Below are 17244 nucleotides of genomic sequence, written 5' to 3'. Positions count from 1 at the left end.
AAGTGTCGTTCATTCCGGTTTATCGCCCTCGATACTGCCCTTCATAGCGGAAAGTTCTTCCATCGCGCACAACAGTCGCGGCTGCGTCGGGTCGGAGATGTCGAGCTTGTCCCAGGGAATGCGGTACATGCTGTCGTGACTGCGCAGTCGAAAGACTTCGAGGACCGCCGTGCCGATGGCCGAAGCGGAAAGACGCTCGAACGCCGCGTGGATGCCGACGTGGTACTCGGTAACCACGAGGTCGTCGCCATCCGGTTCGGCGCGTATCTCCTCGATATGGCCGATGCTTTTGCCGCGCTGCGAAAGCACATTTCTGCCTGCCAATTGCTCAAGGTTGACGGTGGCCATCATCCGGCTCCCGGGATACGCCTTATGACATGGTCGCGCAGCCAATCCTGCCAGTCGAAAATCGCCGTTTCACGCACGTCGATGTCGAATTCGATGTCGACGCCGATGTCGCGCACCTTGTTCCAGGCGATGCGGTGCGGTTCGGCATGGCGCTTGCCGCCGAGCCTTGCCGCAAGGCGCGCCATCCAGCGCCCGGATCGCTCGCCAAGCCGACGCGCTAGCGTGATCGAGCCGAGCTCGACCGCAACGATTTTGGGTGGCTTGCCCGGCCTGACCTCGGCTACCAGCCCGTCCACCTTGCCGATCTTGACCTGCTCACGGTCAACCACTTGCTTGTCCAGGATGTCGCGCAGCAAATCCATCACGTGCCTCCGAATATCTGCAAAGGAATGGTCACGATCGCGAGCACGAAACCGAGCGCAATGATGAAGATGACCGCGGCATTCGCGATCATGCCATTGCGGTGCTCGCCGACATAACGCTCGTCATTCAGCAGGAAAAGGAACGGCACCACGGTCAGCGGCAGGCTGGCGGCCGTCAGCGCCATGGAAAAGATGGTTAGCTTCAGCGGATCGAGACCCAGGGCGATCGGAATGGCGGCGAGAAACAGCGAGACCGTGTAGACGGTGCTGAAGCCGGGATCGTCGCGCGGTTTCAGGTCCTCGCCCCAGGTCCAGCCGAAACCCTGCGCCACTAAGTACGCTTGCTGCAGCCCGATTTCGAGCGCAGCGCCGAAGCAGGCTATGCCTAGTGAAGCAACGAACAGGACGAATCCCCAGAAACCGAAGATCTGGATCAGCATCAGCGGCAATTGATGGTAGTCGTCGACCTGCTCTATGCCGTGCGCTGCCAGCACGAGCGCCGCCACGATCAGCACGCCGATCGAGATTGTGCCGCCAAAACTCATTCCCAATCCGGCAATGGCCCGATTGGTCCCGAGATAGCTCTTGTCCCACTGGTCCTCGATGGCTCCCGACGAATAGAACATGAACAGGTAGGGCGAGACCGACGCACCAAGAATACTGACCGCCATGAACCAGTAATTGGCCGCGTCGTGCTCGGGCAGAGTGGGGACGGCACCGGCCGCGACCTGCCCCCAATCGGGCTTCAGCATGACGGCGCCGACCACGAAGCACAACGTGACCAGGCCGAGGATCGAGACGCCCTTTTCAATGAAGCCGAACGTGCCTTTCCAGAGGAACAGCCATGCCAGAAAAGCGACCGGCAGGGCCCACCACTGAAAGCCGATGCCGGTGGCGAGCTCAAGCGCAATGGCGACACCGCCGATCTCGGCTGCCATGACCATGAAGTTGACCAGCAAAGTCGCAAGCAACGGCCACAGAAAGGCGGTGAAGCCAAACCGTTCCCGAATCCCGTCGGCGATGGTGTGATGGCTGACGGCGGCGAAGCGGCCGGCCATCTCGACCAGGAAGATGATGCAGATCGTGCCCAGGAGGACGGCCCAGATCAGCTGGAACCTGAACGCTGCACCCGCCTGTGCGGCGGTTGCCATCGATCCGACCTCTAGAAAGCCACCGACGCTGGTGACGATGCCCAGCGATATTTCGAGCAGCTTCTTCATGGTTTCGGCGCGAAATGTTTGGCGTAGGATGCATTCAGGGCGGCGGTGGCAGCCTGGATATCCTGCTGCGCCTGTTCCGCCTCCGATCGGTTGCCGTCCTGCACCGCCGTCGCGGCGCGTGTCACCGCCGCCGACAGCTGTCCGATTACCGCCGTCAGACCGGCTTGCTCGCTGGGCTCAGTCGACTTGGCGGACTGGATTTGCGCACCGGCATCGACGAGCGCCTTGCCGACCGATTGCAACGTGCGCGACGTATATGTCGAAGGGGCTGCCCCGGCGGCCCAGGCACCCAGGACCAGCGATGCGGTCTGTGCGGCCGAAGCCGCGGTTTTCGACTGCTGCTCGATCTGGTCGGAAGGCGAGCATGCCGTCAGCACAAACGTTGTCAGCAACAGGCACAGCCGGTCCGGTCGAAGACCAATAGCTGCAATGGCATCTACAATACGTGTTTGTAGCGTTGCTGCCACACGATTGTTCTCCCCGGCACCAGGCGACCTCGGCGTACAATTTCATCTAGGGCGCCTGGTGGTCACGTCAACTGAACCGTCGGGAACTGCCTGGCAACGCGGAACAAACCTTCGATCGCCGGATTAGGGATATCAGGAGGCAAAGGTCATGGACAAGGAAGAGCGTATCAGGCAGCGGGCCCATGAGATATGGGAGCGCGAAGGCCGTCCGCAAGGACGCGAGCGCGAGCATTGGGACCAGGCCGTGCAGGAGATCGAAGCTGAGGGCTCCGAAGCCGAACGCGGTCCGGTCGTGCCCGATCCAACGGTTGAGACCGGCTCCGATCCCGAGGTGCGCGGCAGCAAGCGGCGGGGGAAGTGAGCCCCAATGCCTCGTCTCGTCGCCTGGATCGTGGTCGTACTGGTCGTGCTCTTCGCCGCATGGCTGATGCTTGGGCGCGACAGGACCAGCACTGGTGGCGAAACTCAGCCCTCGCCACATGCAATAGACCAGAATGGATAGGAGCTGACATGACGGCTAGGGAAAGCCATCCCGAACAGGACCCTGCGGAAGGATCGCGATCGACGATAGAAAAGCAGCTCCGCAAGGAGCAAGGCGGCGAGGCGAAGAATCGCGAAGCCAAGCCAACTTCCGACAAATCCGGCAGCAAGGCCAAGTTGCCTCCGGAAGCGCCGAAGAAAGGCTCAGGCCTGGACTGAGCGGCTGGTTTCACGTTTCCACGTCGTCATTCCTCCTCGCTCCGTCGCGCGAATGGTTGTCATTCGGGCAGATCGCCGGCAGCCGCTTCTGTCCTCTTTCCAGCCGAGCCGGTGCCTTGAAATAATGAGGATAGCGTTCCCGGACGATTGCGAGCACCTCGAAGATGCGGCGAAGATGCGTTCGCATCGCCTCTTCCGCCGCAAATGCGTCGGCCTGCTCGAGCGCATCGACGATCCGCCGATGTTGGCCGAGAACCACCGACATGCTGTCGAGGCGCGGGAAAGACAGGAAGCGGAAACGGTCCATGTGCAGCTTCGCCGCGCTGATGTCGGCCCAGATTCCGGGGAAGCCGGCATGGCTGGCAATGTGCTGGTGGAACAGCTCGTCCGACTTGAAGAAGCGCCTGTCGTCCGAGATGGAGGCGAACGTCTCCTGGACCGCCAGTTCGCCTTTGAGCATGGCGAGCAGTTCGGCGCGGCGCGGGCTCTCGACCGCACGCTTGACCAGGCCGACTTCAAGCGCTTCGCGCAGGAACTGCGATTTCTCGAGATCGGCGATCCGCAGCGGCGCCACCATGCTGCCGCGCTGCGGATAGATGTCGATCAGGCCAAGTCCGGCCAGCCGGGCGAGCGCCTCTCTGACCGGCGTGCGGCTCACGCCGAGGGCTTCCGACATCGCCTTTTCGGAAATCAGCTCGTGCGGCTTCAGGCGGAAGGTCAGGATCTGGTCGAGCAGGACCTCGAACGTCCTCGCCGCGACTGAAGCGCCGGGGCCGGTTTCGCCAAGCCGCCCCTCGGTGATGGTCCGCATTCCCAAAAGCCTTGCCATCGGCAATTCCCTTAAAGGCTCGGCAGCTTCAAGCCGTTCATGAAATGGCTGCGCAAGCAGCAGCGCCGATGTTATTCCTTGCGCGGAGAACCGCCGATGCGCGCCAGCAGGCCGCCATCGACGCGCACGACTTCGCCGGTGACGAAGGAGGCATCGTCGGACAGCAGGAAGGCAACGACGGCCGCAATCTCTTGCGGCTGGGCGGTGCGGCCGAGCGGATGCATGTTGTCAAGGATGCGCATGATCTCGTCGGGCTTATCGTTCAGCTTGACCGCATCCCGCAGCATCGGCGTGTCGACCGCGCCCGGAGCCACGGCATTGACGCGCACACCGAGCGGCGCATAGTCGACGGCCATGGATTTGACCAGCCCGATCAAGCCGTGCTTGGCCGTGCTGTAGGCCAGAACCCCTTCCTGGCTGGCCAGGCCTTGCACCGAGCTCATATGGACGATGGCGCCGCGGCTTTGCCGCAGCAGCGGCATCGCCGCGCGGGAGAGCAGATAGGCAGCCTTGAGGTTGACATTCATCACCTCGTCCCAAAGCGCCTCGTCCGTGGTCTCCACCGTTCCGTAACGCTGGATGCCGGCATTGTGGGAAAGCATGTCGAGCCCGCCGAACGCGGACCGGGCAAGCTCGACGGCGCGGCCGCAGGCTTCGGTGTCGGCGGTCGAGCCGAGCACGGTGTGCACGGTCACGCCGCGCGCCGCAAGCTGCGCCGCGACCTCGTCCAGCTGATCGCCCACACGGTCGAAGAGGATCAGGTCGACACCTTGCTGGGCCAGCCTTTCGGCGACAGCACGGCCGATGCCCATGGCCGCCCCGGTGACCAGTGCGCGTTTCTTGAACTCAGCCATTTCTCCTCCCACGAACAGTTGCAGCGGCTGCCATGGTAGTCGATCAGCGACGTATGACGTACCCTTTTCGCTGAGCCGGCCCGAGCGTATTCGGCGTCATGTCGATCCTTGCATGAAGGCCAGTGTTTCCGCGCGCGTCGGCGCGCCGAGCCGTCCGCCAAAACGCAGGCACTTCAGCGCAGCGGCGGCGCTTGCCACTGCTATGGCCTGCTCCTCATCCCAACCTTCAGCCAGCCCCAGAGCGAAGGTGCCGTGAAACACGTCGCCCGCCGCCAGCGTGTCGACGGCTTCGACTCGCGGCGACGGCAGATGACGGACATCATTGCTGCTCGGGTGCTGGAACGCGGTGCCGTTCGCCCCATCGGTGATCGCGACGAAGGCGCCGGTCCGTTCGCCCAGAATAGCGACGGCGGAACCGGCGGAAACCTCTGGACCGCAAAGGATACGCGCCGCGGGCAGCGAAGCAATGACATGCGAGGCGAGCGGCAGCAATCGGTCGAGCACCGGTCGCGACGCAATATCGGCGTCGAGGATCGCCGGAATGCAGCATTCGCGGGCCTTCGCCAGCGCCATCGCGGCGGCTCCGGGCCAACGAACGTCGACCAGGACGGCGTCGAAGCGGGAAAAATCCACGGGCGGAAGACGGTCCGGATCGGCTTGCGTGACGGAATCGTAGAAGGGCACAATCATGCGCTCGCCGGCGGCATCGACCAGGATCGTGGCAATGGCCGAGCGGCCATCTTCAACCCTGCGCACCAACGAACAGTCGACCCGCTCCGCCGCCATCTGGGCGATGACATCGCGGCCGACGGCATCGTTGCCGACGCTTGCCCATAGCCAGACCTGCCCGCCCTGGCGGCTTGCCGACGCGGCGGCACTTGCCGCCATGCCGGCGGCGATCTGCACGGCCTCGCTCGGCAGGAACTTGCCGGCGCCGGACGGCAGGACATCGAGGCGCAAGATCGTGTCGTAGGTGAGCGCGCCGACGCAGAGCAGGCGGGGCGCCCTCATTGCAGCCTATAACCGCGCTGATGGGCAATCGCCGTCATTACGCCTCTCAGTTCGGCAAGGCCGCGAAGACGGCCGATCACGGGGTAGCCGGGATGGGTGTGCCGCGTGGCGTCATCGATCAGCTCGTGGCCGTGATCCGGGCGAAACGGCAGCAGCGCCGGTTGCCCGGCGTCGCGGCGGCGTTGCTGCTCGTCGAGCAAGATCGAGACCACCGAAACCATGTCGACATCCCCGTTCAGATGCTCGGACTCCATGAACGACCCGTCCGGATCCTTGCTGACGTTGCGCAGGTGCACGAAGTTGATCTTGTGCGCAAAGCGCCTGGCGATGGCGGGCACGTCATTGGCCGGATTGGCGCCCAGCGACCCCGTGCACAAGGTAAGGCCGCTATGGGCCGATGGCACCGCATCCAGGATAAAGGCGATGTCGTCGGCGTTCTTGACGATCCGGCACAGGCCGACGAGATCGCGCGGCGGATCGTCCGGGTGGATCGCCAACGTGACGCCCGCCTCTTCGGCCGCCGGCAGCACGTGTTCGAGAAAACGGACGAGATTCTCGCGCAGCCGGTCGTGAGACAGGCTAGACTGCTCGGCCACCACTTCGCGCAATTCCGCTATGTCATAGCGCTTGAAGGCGCCCGGCAGGCCGGCCATGATGTTGGCAAGCAGACGCTCTTTTGACGCATCCGGCGTCGCCTCGAACCATTCGCTTGCCCGCTGGAGAACATCGGACGCATAGTCGCGCTCAGATCCCTTGCGCTGCAGCATGTAACAATCGAACGCGGCAAGCTCGTGCATGTTCATGCGGAGCGCCCGTCCGCCGCCCGGCAGCGGCGCAGCCAGGTCGGTCCGGGTCCAGTCGAGGATCAGCATGAAGTTGTAGCAGACGGTGCGCACACCGCAGGCGCCGAGATTGCGTAAGGTCTGCCTGAAATTGTCGTAGAGCCGGTCGAGATCGCCGCGGCCGAGCTTGATGTCCTCGTGCACGGGCACGCTCTCGACGACGCTCCATTTGAGGCCCATCGCCTGATCCGCCTCGATAAGCGCCTGGCGCTGCCTGATGGCGTGGATCGGCCAGACTTCGCCGTAAGGAATGTCGTGCAATGCCGTCACGATGCCGGTCGCGCCGGCCTGCCTGGCATGGGCAAGCGTTGCCGCGTCGCTCGGGCCAAACCATCGCCACGTCTGCTCCATTCGACCTCCAGCTACGGCTCCCCGACGAGACTGCTGTCTATTGGATGCCACCATGGCAGTCAATTGCTTGCCGCAGCCCAGTGCTGTGTCCGCGTTCGGGCGGCCGCCCTTAGAGATTACAACGATACGTGGCGTTCAGATTGAACGGCTACGCAAGATCCGGGTTTCGGCTGGCCCAAAGCATGCCGCGCTCGAACATCGTACGCATTTGCGGCACTGCGAACTCGTCGGCGGTGTGGCCGAGTGCGCTGTAGAAGACGCGGCCCTTGCCGTAGCGGCGCTTCCAGACAACCGGCATGACGACGCCGGCGATGAAATCGAGATGCTCGCCGGTGAAAGTAGTCGTCGCCAGCACCTCGTTGGTCGGATCGACATGCATGTAATACTGCTCTGAACGGTAGGCGAAGCCGTCGATGCCCTGCATGACCGGATCGTCTGGCATGGTGATATCGACGTGATAGTCGATGATGCTGCCTGGATGGGCGACCCACTGGCCGCCGGTCATGAACTGGTATTCCGGCTCGTTGCGGAAGCTGTCGCACATCGTGCCGTGAAAGCCCGCAAGGCCGGTGCCGGCCCCGACGGCGTTGGTCAGGTTTTGCAGTTCCGGCCTTTCGATCGTCGACATGGTGATCACCGGGACAATGAGATCGAGCTTGCCCAGTTGCGGATCGGCAAGCGCCGAAGTCCCCTGCTCCAGCTGCACGTCGAAGCCGTTGCCGGCCAGCATCTCCTTGACGATGTGGGCGCTACGGGCCGGCGTGTGGCCTTCCCAGCCGCCCCAGAAAATCAGTGCCGTCTTGCTCATCGTGTCATCCCCTATTCCAGAATTCCGAAAGGTAGATCGGCGTGCATTGGCGCCGGCCGCGCGCAGCCATATCTCAGGTCGATACGCCGCCCTGTCTCTGCTGAAGAGATGATCGATTCCATGATTTCCAGGACATGGAGGGAAAGATCGAGGCTGGCGCGGTGTTGCCTGCCCGAGACGATCGCCTGCGCCATGTCGGCGAGGCCGAGGCCCCGGTAATTGCCGTCGCCATAGGAATGGATCTGATCGGCCACCGTCCAGTCGCCCTTGCGCTGGCTGGTCCTGATGTCGCCCTGGAACTGATTGGGATCGGAGACGATCATCGAGCCGGTGGTCCCGTAAAGTTCGATGTGATTGTGTTCATGCTTCCAGACGTCGAAGCTGGTGGTGATCGAAACCGCCGCGCCGTTCTCGAATGCGAGCAGGCCGGAAATATGGGTCGGCACCTCGACCCGGATGGTTTCGCCCTGGCGCGGTCCGGAACCGATGATGCGGGTGGGATAGGATGACTTCGCCTGTCCGGTCACGGATTTTACCGGACCCAGGAGATTGACTAGGCAGGTCAGATAGTACGGTCCCATGTCGAGCATCGGCCCACCGCCGGGCTGATAGTAGAAATTCGGATTGGGATGCCAGAGCTCGTGGCCGGGCACCTGCATGAAGGCAGAGCCGGCGACGATGGTTCCAACCGCATCCTCATCGACCAGGCGCCGCGCCGTCTGGTGGGAGCCGCCAAGAAAAGTGTCGGGTGCGCAGCCGACGCGCACGCCCTGTTCGCGCGCGGCCGCGACCAGCCGCTCGGCGTCGCTGAGCGTCGTTGCCAGCGGCTTCTCGGAATAGACGTGCTTGCCTTGCCCGACAGCCTGCAGGCCGACCGGCACATGATGCTGCGGCGTCGTCAGATTGAGCACGATCTCGACGCGCGGATCGGCCAACAGCGCGTCGACCGGCATCGCAGCCAGGCCGTAGGCCGCTGCCTTGGCCTCGGCTGCCGCCCGGTTGATGTCGGCGACGCCGATAATGTCGAGCACCGGGAATTGCGGCGATGCCTTCAGATAGGCATCCGAAATGTTGCCGCAGCCGATAATGCCGACACCGATCCTCCGCATGGGCTTCTCCTCAAAAGGCGGCATTGATGAAACAGCAGAACTCGTTTGTCACCCCCCTTTCGGCCGGACGCGGTTGTCCCGTGACAAGTGCTTACCTCGAGAGCCTCAGAACCGCCGCCCGATCACAATCGCGCGCTTATGCGCGAGCCGCTTGCTTTCGAGGTCGAACGGCCGGTACTCAGCAACACTGCTTCCTGTAGCTTGCTCGACATTTTGATGCCGGCTTTGAGCACAGCACAGATTTTCACCCGTAGAAGGACGCACATGATCCGCCCACAAGGAACCATCGCACCGATCCTGACGCCGTTCGAAAACGACGGCTGCATTGCCCGCGACCTCTGGATATCACACGCCAAGTGGGTGCTGGATCAGGGAGCGCATTTCCTGTCGCCGTTCGGCACCACGGGCGAGGCGTTGTCCGTCTCGTTGCGCGAGCGCATGCAGGCGCTGGAGTGGCTGGTCGAGGCCGGCATTTCGCCAAGCCGGCTTATGCCCGGCACCGGTGTCACAGCACTTGCCGAGACTGTCGAGCTGACCGCGCATGCCGTCGGGCTCGGCTGTGCCGGGGTGATGGTGCTGCCGTCGTTCTTCTATACGGCCGCCGGCGACACCGGTCAGGCCCGTTATTATGGCGAGCTGATCGAACGGGTGGCGAACCCGGCGATGAGGATGATCCTCTACCACATCCCGCAAAATTCCGGCGTAGCGGTGAGCCCGGCGCTGACCGCCCGATTGAGCGAAGCGTTTCCCGATGTCGTGGTGGCTTACAAGGACAGCGCCGGCGACTGGAACAACACCGCGGCGGTCATTGCGGCAGCCCCAAGGGTCGCGGTGTTCCCGAGTTCGGAAGCACAGCTGACGAAAGGCCTCGCCAACGGTGCTGCCGGCTGCATCTCGGCGACAGTCAATCTGAATGCCGCAGCGATCCGGGCCCTCTACGACGCAGTGCTGGCGGGAGAGGACACTACGGACGCGGATGCCGCCATCAGGGCGTTCCGCAAAATCATCCAGGACGCCGGCCTCATCACTGCGATGAAGGCAGTGCTGGCGGTACGGTCCGGCGACAGACGCTGGCTGAATCTGCGCGCGCCGCATGAGAACGCGACGCAAGCCACCGGCGAAGCCGTGCTCGCCGCTCTCGGCCCGCTAGCCGACCATATCGGCCGGAGCTGACTATCGGGCCGTGTTCAGGGCGGCAGCAGCGCGTATCAGCGCCTTGAACGCATTCTCATCTATGTCTTCGCCCTCACGGATATCGATGGCGCGCCTGGTGTTGCCTTCGAGGCTGGAGTTGAACAGGCCGGAAGGGTCCTGCAGCGAGGCGCCCTTTGCGAAGGTCACTTTCACGACGTTCTTGTAGGTCTCGCCAGTGCAGATTATTCCGGCGTGCGACCACACCGGAACGCCTCGCCACTTCCACTCCTCGACCACTTCCGGGTCGGCCTGCTTGATGAGGGCGCGGACATGGGAAAGCGTCTTGCCTCGCCAATCGCCCAGCTCGCTGATCCTCGCATCGATCAGCTGAGAGGGAGAGTTGTCTGCACTTCTTTCCATTGAGTCACTCTTCATCATCATTGTCGCTTTCCCTTGGTTGTTGCCGCTCGCCCGTCACATGAATACCGCTAGTCGGCACCGGATTTGCCGGGATGACTGGCATTCCACTCACATTCGCTCGCCTGGCAATTGGCTGGCTTGCTTTATCCAGTCGGCGAGTTGAGCTTCGTCGAGCAGGTCGTCCTCGTAGATATCGAGGTAGCGCACGTCCTTGTGCTTGGACTCACCGGGTGGGACGGGACGCAGCGACGCGCCGCGGAAGAAAGCCAGCTTGATGTACTTTGTGAAGCAATGGAAGTTGAGGAACCACCCCTGACCCTCTACGCCGTAGAAGGGCGAGTTCCATTTGACGGCCTTGCGCACGTCAGGGACGTTGCGCACGATGAGCGCGTCGAGGCGACGCCCGACGTCGCGTTTCCAGCCCGGCATGGCCGCGATGTAGGCCTGCACAGGAGCGTCACCATCACCCTTCGGGATCTGCGGGTTGCCGCCTGCGAGGAGGACCGGCTTGGCGGCTGCAGGCTTGGCGGCGGACTTCTTCGCGACCGCCGATGACTTGATGGACGTCTTGTTGGCCATGCATTCACTCCAATGCGCCGGTGCCCCCCGCGCTGCGCCGCTTGGGCGCGTAAGGCAGCACGAACATGTACAGTCCGGTAAGCAGGAGCAAGCCGAGTGGAAACAGCGGCATGAGGTATACCCAGTAGGAGGGTTCCTTGCCTACTCCCAGGCTGATGAAGATGGCGGCGACGACCGCCGCAAAGATGATCGACAGCCAGCGGTGGATCTGCCGAACCCATTTGTTCCAATCCATTGAGACCTCCTCTGAAGACGAACCGAGCGGATCGGGCGGCCCGTTTGGCGGCTCCCGCCGGGCAGCCACGCCACTGAATGCGTGCCTTACCAGCGCGCCAGCTGTGTGATTTGAATGAGATTGCCGCAGTTGTCGTTCAGCTGGGCTATGATCGAGCCGGTTACTTCGGTCGGCGGCATGGTGAACTTGGCGCCGCGCGCTTTGATGCGCTCGTAGTCCTCCTTGACGTTATCGGTGAAGAACATGACCGCGGGCTGGCCCTGCTGGAAAATAGCTTGCTGGTAGGTCTTTGCAGCGGGGTTGTCATTGAGCGCGAGTTGCAGCTCGGCACCGTCCGGCTCGTCGGGTGATGCGACGGTCAGCCAGCGAAACGGCCCATTGCTGAAATCGGCCTTCTTGGTAAAGCCGAGCGTTTCGGTGTAGAAACCCAGAGCCTTTTCCTGGTCATCCACGTATACTTTGGTCAACTTGATCTTCATTGGCTTGCCTCCATTATCGCTCCGCCATCTGCCGCCCTGTAACAGAGCCCTTGCTTGAATAGCGCAGGCGGATCTCAGTCCGTTCGCGCAAGAACCTGCTCCAGATCGTCAAAGAACCTCGGCCAGCCGACTTTGGCACCCCGGAAGTAAGGCTGCTGATCCGGCCGGAAGCCCGACTGTTCCATACGCAAGCGGGCGCCGATGCTCGTGGGGGTGATCGTCCAGGAGACGACACTCTTGAGATCCTTGGTATCCCACGTGTAAGTCAGCGTTCTGTTAGGCTCGACCGTCTGGACCTGACATTCGACAGAGCCCCAGGCCGCGTGAAGGTTGAAACGGTGGTCCGCGACAGGTTTGAAGTCGTTTTTCATGAGCCACTCCTCGATCAAGTGTGGTTGCGTGAGCGCGCGCCAGATCTTCTCGGGCGGATAAGCGATTTCCCGTTCGACAATGACGGAGAGCGTTTCGGTCGCTATTTCGTTCACTGGTCCATCCTTTTGAGCAGGTCCTCGAGGTCGTCGAACCGGCTCTGCTAGAACCCGGTCATCTGACTTGTCCAGTCGATCAAGGGGGCAAGCGCCGCAAGCTGCGCGCTATAATGGGTCTGCCGTCCCGCATGGCGGTCGCGCACCAGCCCCGCCCGCCGCAAAACCCCGAGATGTTTCGACACGGCCGGTTGCGAGATCCCGGCCTGAGCCGTCAGCGCGCCGACTGTCTGCTCTCCCTCGCGACACAGTCGCTCAAAAATAGCGCGCCGAGTCGGATCGGCAAGCGTTCTGAAGAGCACATCGTGAGCGTTTGGCATTGGGATAGATAACCCTTCGGCTATTGATCGATGCATAACCACCGGGATATGTGTGAGTCAAGCGGGAAGCGGCATAATTCTCGTTGCAGGAGCGGTCACTTGCTTCGCTCACGCAGCCAGTTGCTCATTCGCCGTGCACTGGAATTGTCACACGTAATGCGCTATATGACCATCTACATGGTCAGGAGCTGACATGGGCGCGGTCAATCTGGCGGACGCCAAGGCACATCTGAGTGAGCTCATCGACCGGGTCGAGGCTGGAGACTCGATCGACATAACCCGGCGTGGCAAGCCGGTCGCCAGGCTCACGGCCGTGGCCCGCCCTCGCAAACGGATCGACGCCGTCCTGCTCCAATCCCTGACCGCAACCATGCCTCTGCAGGCTCAGGCTGCCGCCGATCTGGTGCGATCGATGCGAGATGGCGATCGCTATTGATGTCCTATCTCGATACTTCGCTGATCGTCGCGGCGCTATCCAACGAAGCCATGACCGCGCGCGTTCAGGGCTGGCTGGCGGAGCAGGACCCAGCGCAACTTGTGATCAGCGACTGGACCATCACCGAGATGTCCTCCGCCATGGCGATCAAGCTTCGGACCGGACAGATCGACTTGGAGCAGCGCGCGGCTGCGCTCGCGATGTTCAATAAGCTGGTCGCTGAGAGCTTCACCGTGCTGCCGGTGACGGGCGGGCATTTTCAGGTCGCCGCGAAATTCGCCGATCAGCATATGCTCGGGCTTCGTGCTGGCGACGCCCTGCACCTCGCGACGGCATCGGAGCATGGCGCCACAGTGTGGACCCTCGACCAGCGGCTCGCCGAGGCAGGACCGATTCTCGGCGTACCGACGCAGTTGCTGGCATGATCAGGGCCTCTCCTCCAAAATGAATATACCCAAGCTGCGTTGCGAGTTGATCACGCTCATTGAAGGGAGCTGGCCGGGAGCGAACTGGCGGCTTTCGATGTTGCCCTAGCGGCGCGTCGGGCACGCAGAGCGATGCTGTCAACCACAAGCGTCTGCACGGGCGAGGAGAAAGGCCGCTTCGCGCGCGTTGCGGGTGAGCTTGGCCGCAGCCTCGAACTCGGCGCGGGCCTCGGCCAGCCGGCCGGCCCGAAACAGAAAATCGCCCCTCGCCGCCGGCAATGGCGCATAATTGCGCAAGGCGGCGGCGTCGGCAATCTCGTCCACCAGCCGCAGGCCCGCTTCAGGCCCGAAGGCCATGCTGTGGGCGACCGCTCGATTGAGATCGACCACCGGCGAGGGCATCACTGCTCGTAGCCGGTCGTAGAGCGCTGCGATGCGGGGCCAGTCGGTATCGGCCGGACTGCGCGCCCGCGCGTGACAGGCTGCAAGCGCGGCCTGCAACACATAGGGGCCATCGCCCCCGAGAGCTTCGGCACGGGCCAGCGCGTCAAGGCCCCGGCGGATCAGCAGTTGGTCCCAGCGTGCGCGGTTTTGCTCGGTCAGGGTCGAGAGGGCGCCGTCCGGCCCGATGCGTGCGGGCAGGCGCGATGCCTGGATTTCCATCAGAGCCAGCAGACCGAACACCTCGGCATCCTCGGCCATCAGACCCGCCAGCATGCGGCCCAGCCGTTGTGCCTCCAGGCACAGGCCCGGCCGGACAAGGTCGTCGCCGGCCGTGGCAGCATAGCCTTCATTGAAGATGAGGTAGATGACCTCCAGCACCGAGGAAAGACGCACTGCACGCTCGGCACCGCGCGGCACCTCGAAGCTAAGCCCCGCCTTTCCGATCGTCCTCTTCGCGCGGACGATGCGCTGGGCGATCGTCACCTCGCTCGACAGGAAAGCACGGGCGATCTCGTCCGTCGTCAGGCCGCCGATGACACGCAGCGTGAGCGCTGCGCGAGCGTCGGCCGAAAGTATCGGGTGGCAGGCTGTGAAGATGAGGCCCAGCAGCTCGTCGCCAAGATCGTCGTTCATGGCCATTTCGTTTCCCTCGGCCGTACGGTCGCACTCGCCGTCCAGCTCCCGGGCGATCTCCTCATGCTTGCGCTCGCGCATCTTGTCGCGACGGATCGCGTCGATGGCGCGGCGTTTGGCGACCGTCATCAGCCAAGCGCCGGGATTGGCCGGAACGCCGGTCCTGGACCATTCGGAGAGGGCTATGACCAGGGCGTCCTGCACCAGTTCCTCTGCAAGGTCGACATTGCGCACGAGGCGGGCCAGGCCCGCAATGAGCCGGGCCCGTTCAATGCGAAAAATCGCCTCGATCGCCTGGTGCGTCTCGCCTGCGGTCATGCCGCCTTGTCGGCCAAAGCCACAATGGAGGCAAGCAGGTTGCGGCCGACAGGTTCAGTTGCCGCTGCGCTTCTCGCGCGTCCGGTCACGGATTTCCGTGACCTCCGGCGTCAGATTCCCATTGCCAATCAGCCATCTCGTACAGCGGCCGGATTTCGATCTCGCTCGGTCCCGGCATGGGATTGGGGCAGCGCTTCACCCAGGCGACCGCCTCGTCCATGTCCTTGACTTCCCAGAGCCAAAAACCGGCGACCAGTTCGCGGGTCTCGGCGAAAGGCCCGTCGATGACCGTCCGGCGGGGACCATCGAACGCAACGCGCTTGCCCTGCGAGGAGGGCTTGAGGCCGTCGGCGTCGAGCAAGATGCCGGCATTGCGCAGCTCGTCGTTAAATCTGCCCATCGCCTCCATCGCCTCTTTCGCCTCGGGCGTCGGGAGAAAGCCCTTTTCGCTGTCCTCGGTAGCCTTCACGAGCACCATCACACGCATCGTCTGTCTCCTTGTTTGAGCCGGCCTCACCGACCGGCAGCGAAACGACGAACGGAGTTTAGGAAATCGACATTGTCCTGCAGATTTTTTTTCGAGCTTGAAGAGAAAGATGCCGATGGCTGCTCCCCTGGTCAGGGGTCGCGATGGCGCGATATCGAGATTGGGCGCTACGCTGGTCGCGGATTGTAAGTAATTCTACGCTAAAGTCCTCCGCGTCCAGCCGCGTTGGTTCCGCTCTTGGACCCGACACGCATGAGTGGCCTGCCTAAACCATTTCGGGACGTTTAGAAGCCTCGCGGATCGCCTTGTGCACGCGGCGCTGCAAATCCATGAAGGCCGGAGTTTCCATGACCTCTTCCCGGCGCGGGCGCTCGATATCGACATTGAAGGTCTGCATGATGCGTCCCGGCCCGATCCCCATCACGACGATGCGGTCCGACAGGTAGACGGCTTCTTCCACATCATGGGTGACGAAGAGCACGGTGAGCCTGTGCTCCTCCCAGATCTGCGTCAGGAGTTCCTGCATCTGATGCCTGGTCAAGGCATCGAGCGCGCCAAAGGGCTCGTCCATCAGAAGCATTTTGGGTCGATAGGAAAGGGCACGCGCTATGGCCACGCGCTGCTTCATGCCGCCAGAAAGCTCAGATGGATAGCAATTGGCGCTATGAGGGAGCTTGACCAGATCGAGATGCTCGCGCGCTATCCTGCGGCAGGTCGCGCGGTCATGACCCGCGGCCTTGAGCGCGAACTCGATGTTCTGCTGCGCCGTCAGCCAGGGAAGCAGGGTGTAGGACTGAAAGACGACGCCGCGGTCGAGGCCCGGCCGCAGGATGGGCGCACCATCGATAGCAAGATCTCCCGCGTCGAAATCCTGCAGTCCGGCAACGATCGACAGCAGCGTGCTCTTGCCGCAACCCGACGTGCCCACCAGCGAGACGAACTCGTTGTCGGCAAGATCGAGATTGATATCGCGCAGCACTTCCGTGCGCCGTGCGCCCGTGCCGAAGCTTTTGTGGAGGCCTTCGATCCGCAGTTTGGGCAAACTCATCGGCCCGGCCTCATTGCACGTGGCCCTCCTGCCGGAACAGCACTTTTCCCAGTGCCTTCATGACCTGGTCGGTAATGAGGCCAAGCACGCCCAGCAGCAGGATGTAGCCGATGATGGTGTTTGTCTGGAAATAGCGCTGGGACACGGTGATGCGGTAGCCGAGGCCTGATGTCGCCGCGACAAGTTCCGCCAACACCAGCCAGGTCCATGCCCAGCCGAGACTTATGCGCAACGTATCCCAGATGCCTGGCAAGGCGCTGGGAACGACGATGCGCGTCAGGATCTTGCGATCCGGCAGGCCGAGCGTCCTGCCAAGGCCGATGAAATCAGCGGGAACCCGCTTCACATTGTCCATGATCATCAGCACCTGCTGGAAAAAGGTGCCTATGAAGATGATCAGGAATTTCTGGGCATCGCCCGTCCCCGACCACAGGATGGAGAGAGGCACGAAAGCGACCACCGGCATGTAGCGGATGAAATCCACAAGTGGCTCGATCGCCGCTTCCCAGGTTCTGAAGCTGCCGATCAGCACGCCGATCGGAATCGCCAATGCGGAGGCGATGAGAAAGCCAACAGAAATACGGTATATCGAGGTCCTGAGATCCAGCCCATAGCGTGCCGTCACCCGAGAGCTTGCCGAGCTGGGTCACCACGCTTCCCGGCGACGGCAGGAAAATTGGCTTTACCAGTCCCAGCCCCGTTGCCGCCCACCAGGCGAGGCCGAGGCCGGCAAAGACGGCCACTGCTATCATCAGGAAGCGTGAGCGTGCGATGGGCGCGGCGGAGCCGGGGGGTGGGCGGCGGGGCCTGGGGGGGTTGTTTACACGCCCCCGGCGGGGGGGGGTGGGGGGGGGGGTGGGGGGCCGCGGGGAGGCGCGTTTGGGGACCCCCCCCCGCCGGG

General features: G+C 63.0%; 24 protein-coding genes and 1 pseudogene. 5 read left to right on the top strand and 20 right to left on the bottom strand.

Features of this window, described 5'->3' with window-relative positions; translation table 11 throughout:
• Positions 1-9 precede the first annotated feature (9 nt).
• Genes NKI63_RS19710 through NKI63_RS19695 form a run of 4 tightly spaced genes read right to left on the bottom strand, consistent with a single transcriptional unit; the run spans position 10 to position 2322 of the window.
• Positions 10-348, bottom strand: a complete 339-nt coding sequence (locus NKI63_RS19710) for a hypothetical protein (RefSeq protein WP_352506814.1) — start codon at positions 346-348, stop codon at positions 10-12.
• On the bottom strand, positions 348-710 hold the full coding sequence (locus tag NKI63_RS19705) for a hypothetical protein (RefSeq protein ID WP_352475750.1): 363 nt from the start codon (positions 708-710) through the stop codon (positions 348-350). The genes NKI63_RS19710 and NKI63_RS19705 overlap by 1 nt, the downstream gene beginning before the upstream one ends.
• Positions 710-1930: an NRAMP family divalent metal transporter gene (locus tag NKI63_RS19700; protein WP_352506815.1), complete on the bottom strand. Its 1221-nt coding sequence runs from the start codon at positions 1928-1930 to the stop codon at positions 710-712. The genes NKI63_RS19705 and NKI63_RS19700 overlap by 1 nt, the downstream gene beginning before the upstream one ends.
• A complete protein-coding gene (locus NKI63_RS19695; RefSeq protein ID WP_352506816.1) occupies positions 1927-2322 on the bottom strand; it encodes a hypothetical protein in 396 nt (131 codons plus the stop codon). The genes NKI63_RS19700 and NKI63_RS19695 overlap by 4 nt, the downstream gene beginning before the upstream one ends.
• Positions 2323-2545: 223 nt before the next feature.
• Between NKI63_RS19695 and NKI63_RS19690 the strand changes: the two genes are divergently transcribed.
• On the top strand, positions 2546-2758 hold the full coding sequence (locus NKI63_RS19690; protein ID WP_254818839.1) for a DUF2934 domain-containing protein: 213 nt from the start codon (positions 2546-2548) through the stop codon (positions 2756-2758).
• A gap of 149 nt (positions 2759-2907) precedes the next feature.
• Complete coding sequence (locus NKI63_RS19685) at positions 2908-3096, top strand: hypothetical protein (protein WP_352688542.1); 189 nt, start codon at positions 2908-2910, stop codon at positions 3094-3096.
• A 10-nt stretch (positions 3097-3106) separates the two neighbouring features.
• Here NKI63_RS19685 and NKI63_RS19680 read toward each other — a convergent pair whose 3' ends face one another.
• The 6 genes from NKI63_RS19680 to NKI63_RS19655 all read right to left on the bottom strand — a co-directional run bounded on the left by NKI63_RS19680 (position 3107) and on the right by NKI63_RS19655 (position 8900).
• Positions 3107-3925 carry a GntR family transcriptional regulator gene (locus NKI63_RS19680; protein ID WP_352506818.1) on the bottom strand — a complete coding sequence of 273 codons (819 nt, stop codon included), beginning with the start codon at positions 3923-3925 and terminating at the stop codon, positions 3107-3109.
• Between the two features lie 71 nt (positions 3926-3996).
• Positions 3997-4779, bottom strand: a complete 783-nt coding sequence (locus tag NKI63_RS19675; protein WP_352506819.1) for an SDR family NAD(P)-dependent oxidoreductase — start codon at positions 4777-4779, stop codon at positions 3997-3999.
• Positions 4780-4875: 96 nt separating this feature from the next.
• Complete coding sequence (locus tag NKI63_RS19670; protein ID WP_352688538.1) at positions 4876-5790, bottom strand: PfkB family carbohydrate kinase; 915 nt, start codon at positions 5788-5790, stop codon at positions 4876-4878.
• The gene (gene uxuA, locus NKI63_RS19665) at positions 5787-6983 is read right to left on the bottom strand and encodes a mannonate dehydratase (protein WP_352506821.1); all 1197 of its coding nucleotides are present in this window, start codon (positions 6981-6983) and stop codon (positions 5787-5789) included. Before uxuA ends, NKI63_RS19670 begins: the two co-directional genes overlap by 4 nt.
• Before the next feature lie 148 nt (positions 6984-7131).
• Positions 7132-7791, bottom strand: coding sequence for a ThuA domain-containing protein (locus NKI63_RS19660; RefSeq protein ID WP_352506822.1), 660 nt, complete (start codon positions 7789-7791; stop codon positions 7132-7134).
• Between the two features lie 11 nt (positions 7792-7802).
• Complete coding sequence (locus NKI63_RS19655; RefSeq protein ID WP_352506823.1) at positions 7803-8900, bottom strand: Gfo/Idh/MocA family protein; 1098 nt, start codon at positions 8898-8900, stop codon at positions 7803-7805.
• Between the two features lie 264 nt (positions 8901-9164).
• Between NKI63_RS19655 and NKI63_RS19650 the strand changes: the two genes are divergently transcribed.
• Positions 9165-10073, top strand: coding sequence for a dihydrodipicolinate synthase family protein (locus tag NKI63_RS19650; protein WP_352688536.1), 909 nt, complete (start codon positions 9165-9167; stop codon positions 10071-10073).
• Here NKI63_RS19650 and NKI63_RS19645 read toward each other — a convergent pair whose 3' ends face one another.
• The 6 genes from NKI63_RS19645 to NKI63_RS19620 form a co-directional block, all read right to left on the bottom strand.
• Positions 10074-10472 (bottom strand): DUF1801 domain-containing protein, encoded by a 399-nt coding sequence (locus tag NKI63_RS19645; RefSeq protein WP_352506910.1) that lies wholly within the window; start codon positions 10470-10472, stop codon positions 10074-10076.
• Between the two features lie 90 nt (positions 10473-10562).
• Positions 10563-11033 carry a DUF1801 domain-containing protein gene (locus NKI63_RS19640; protein WP_352506825.1) on the bottom strand — a complete coding sequence of 157 codons (471 nt, stop codon included), beginning with the start codon at positions 11031-11033 and terminating at the stop codon, positions 10563-10565.
• A gap of 4 nt (positions 11034-11037) precedes the next feature.
• On the bottom strand, positions 11038-11268 hold the full coding sequence (locus tag NKI63_RS19635) for a hypothetical protein (RefSeq protein WP_352506826.1): 231 nt from the start codon (positions 11266-11268) through the stop codon (positions 11038-11040).
• A gap of 86 nt (positions 11269-11354) precedes the next feature.
• The gene (locus NKI63_RS19630; RefSeq protein WP_352506827.1) at positions 11355-11747 is read right to left on the bottom strand and encodes a VOC family protein; all 393 of its coding nucleotides are present in this window, start codon (positions 11745-11747) and stop codon (positions 11355-11357) included.
• Positions 11748-11821: 74 nt separating this feature from the next.
• Positions 11822-12232 carry an SRPBCC family protein gene (locus tag NKI63_RS19625; RefSeq protein WP_352506828.1) on the bottom strand — a complete coding sequence of 137 codons (411 nt, stop codon included), beginning with the start codon at positions 12230-12232 and terminating at the stop codon, positions 11822-11824.
• Between the two features lie 47 nt (positions 12233-12279).
• A complete protein-coding gene (locus NKI63_RS19620; RefSeq protein WP_352506829.1) occupies positions 12280-12552 on the bottom strand; it encodes an ArsR/SmtB family transcription factor in 273 nt (90 codons plus the stop codon).
• Positions 12553-12745: 193 nt separating this feature from the next.
• Between NKI63_RS19620 and NKI63_RS19615 the strand changes: the two genes are divergently transcribed.
• Entirely contained in the window at positions 12746-12988 is a 243-nt protein-coding gene (locus NKI63_RS19615; RefSeq protein ID WP_352475764.1) for a type II toxin-antitoxin system Phd/YefM family antitoxin, read from the top strand.
• Complete coding sequence (locus NKI63_RS19610; protein WP_352506830.1) at positions 12988-13413, top strand: type II toxin-antitoxin system VapC family toxin; 426 nt, start codon at positions 12988-12990, stop codon at positions 13411-13413. Before NKI63_RS19615 ends, NKI63_RS19610 begins: the two co-directional genes overlap by 1 nt.
• 138 nt (positions 13414-13551) lie before the next feature.
• Here NKI63_RS19610 and NKI63_RS19605 read toward each other — a convergent pair whose 3' ends face one another.
• The 4 genes and pseudogenes from NKI63_RS19605 to NKI63_RS19590 all read right to left on the bottom strand — a co-directional run bounded on the left by NKI63_RS19605 (position 13552) and on the right by NKI63_RS19590 (position 17095).
• Positions 13552-14808 (bottom strand): RNA polymerase sigma factor, encoded by a 1257-nt coding sequence (locus NKI63_RS19605; RefSeq protein ID WP_352822967.1) that lies wholly within the window; start codon positions 14806-14808, stop codon positions 13552-13554.
• Positions 14809-14893: 85 nt separating this feature from the next.
• The gene (locus NKI63_RS19600) at positions 14894-15295 is read right to left on the bottom strand and encodes a YciI family protein (RefSeq protein ID WP_352475767.1); all 402 of its coding nucleotides are present in this window, start codon (positions 15293-15295) and stop codon (positions 14894-14896) included.
• 265 nt (positions 15296-15560) lie between these two features.
• Positions 15561-16343, bottom strand: coding sequence for an ABC transporter ATP-binding protein (locus NKI63_RS19595; protein WP_352822964.1), 783 nt, complete (start codon positions 16341-16343; stop codon positions 15561-15563).
• 10 nt (positions 16344-16353) lie between these two features.
• Positions 16354-17095 (bottom strand): annotated as a pseudogene (locus NKI63_RS19590) (ABC transporter permease).
• Positions 17096-17244: the final 149 nt, after the last annotated feature.

It is taken from the genome of Mesorhizobium sp. M0410, from assembly GCF_040321435.1.
Taxonomy (GTDB): Bacteria; Pseudomonadota; Alphaproteobacteria; order Rhizobiales; family Rhizobiaceae; genus Mesorhizobium.
Note: the sequence above shows the minus strand (reverse complement) of the source record. Positions and strands in the feature narration are given on the sequence as shown.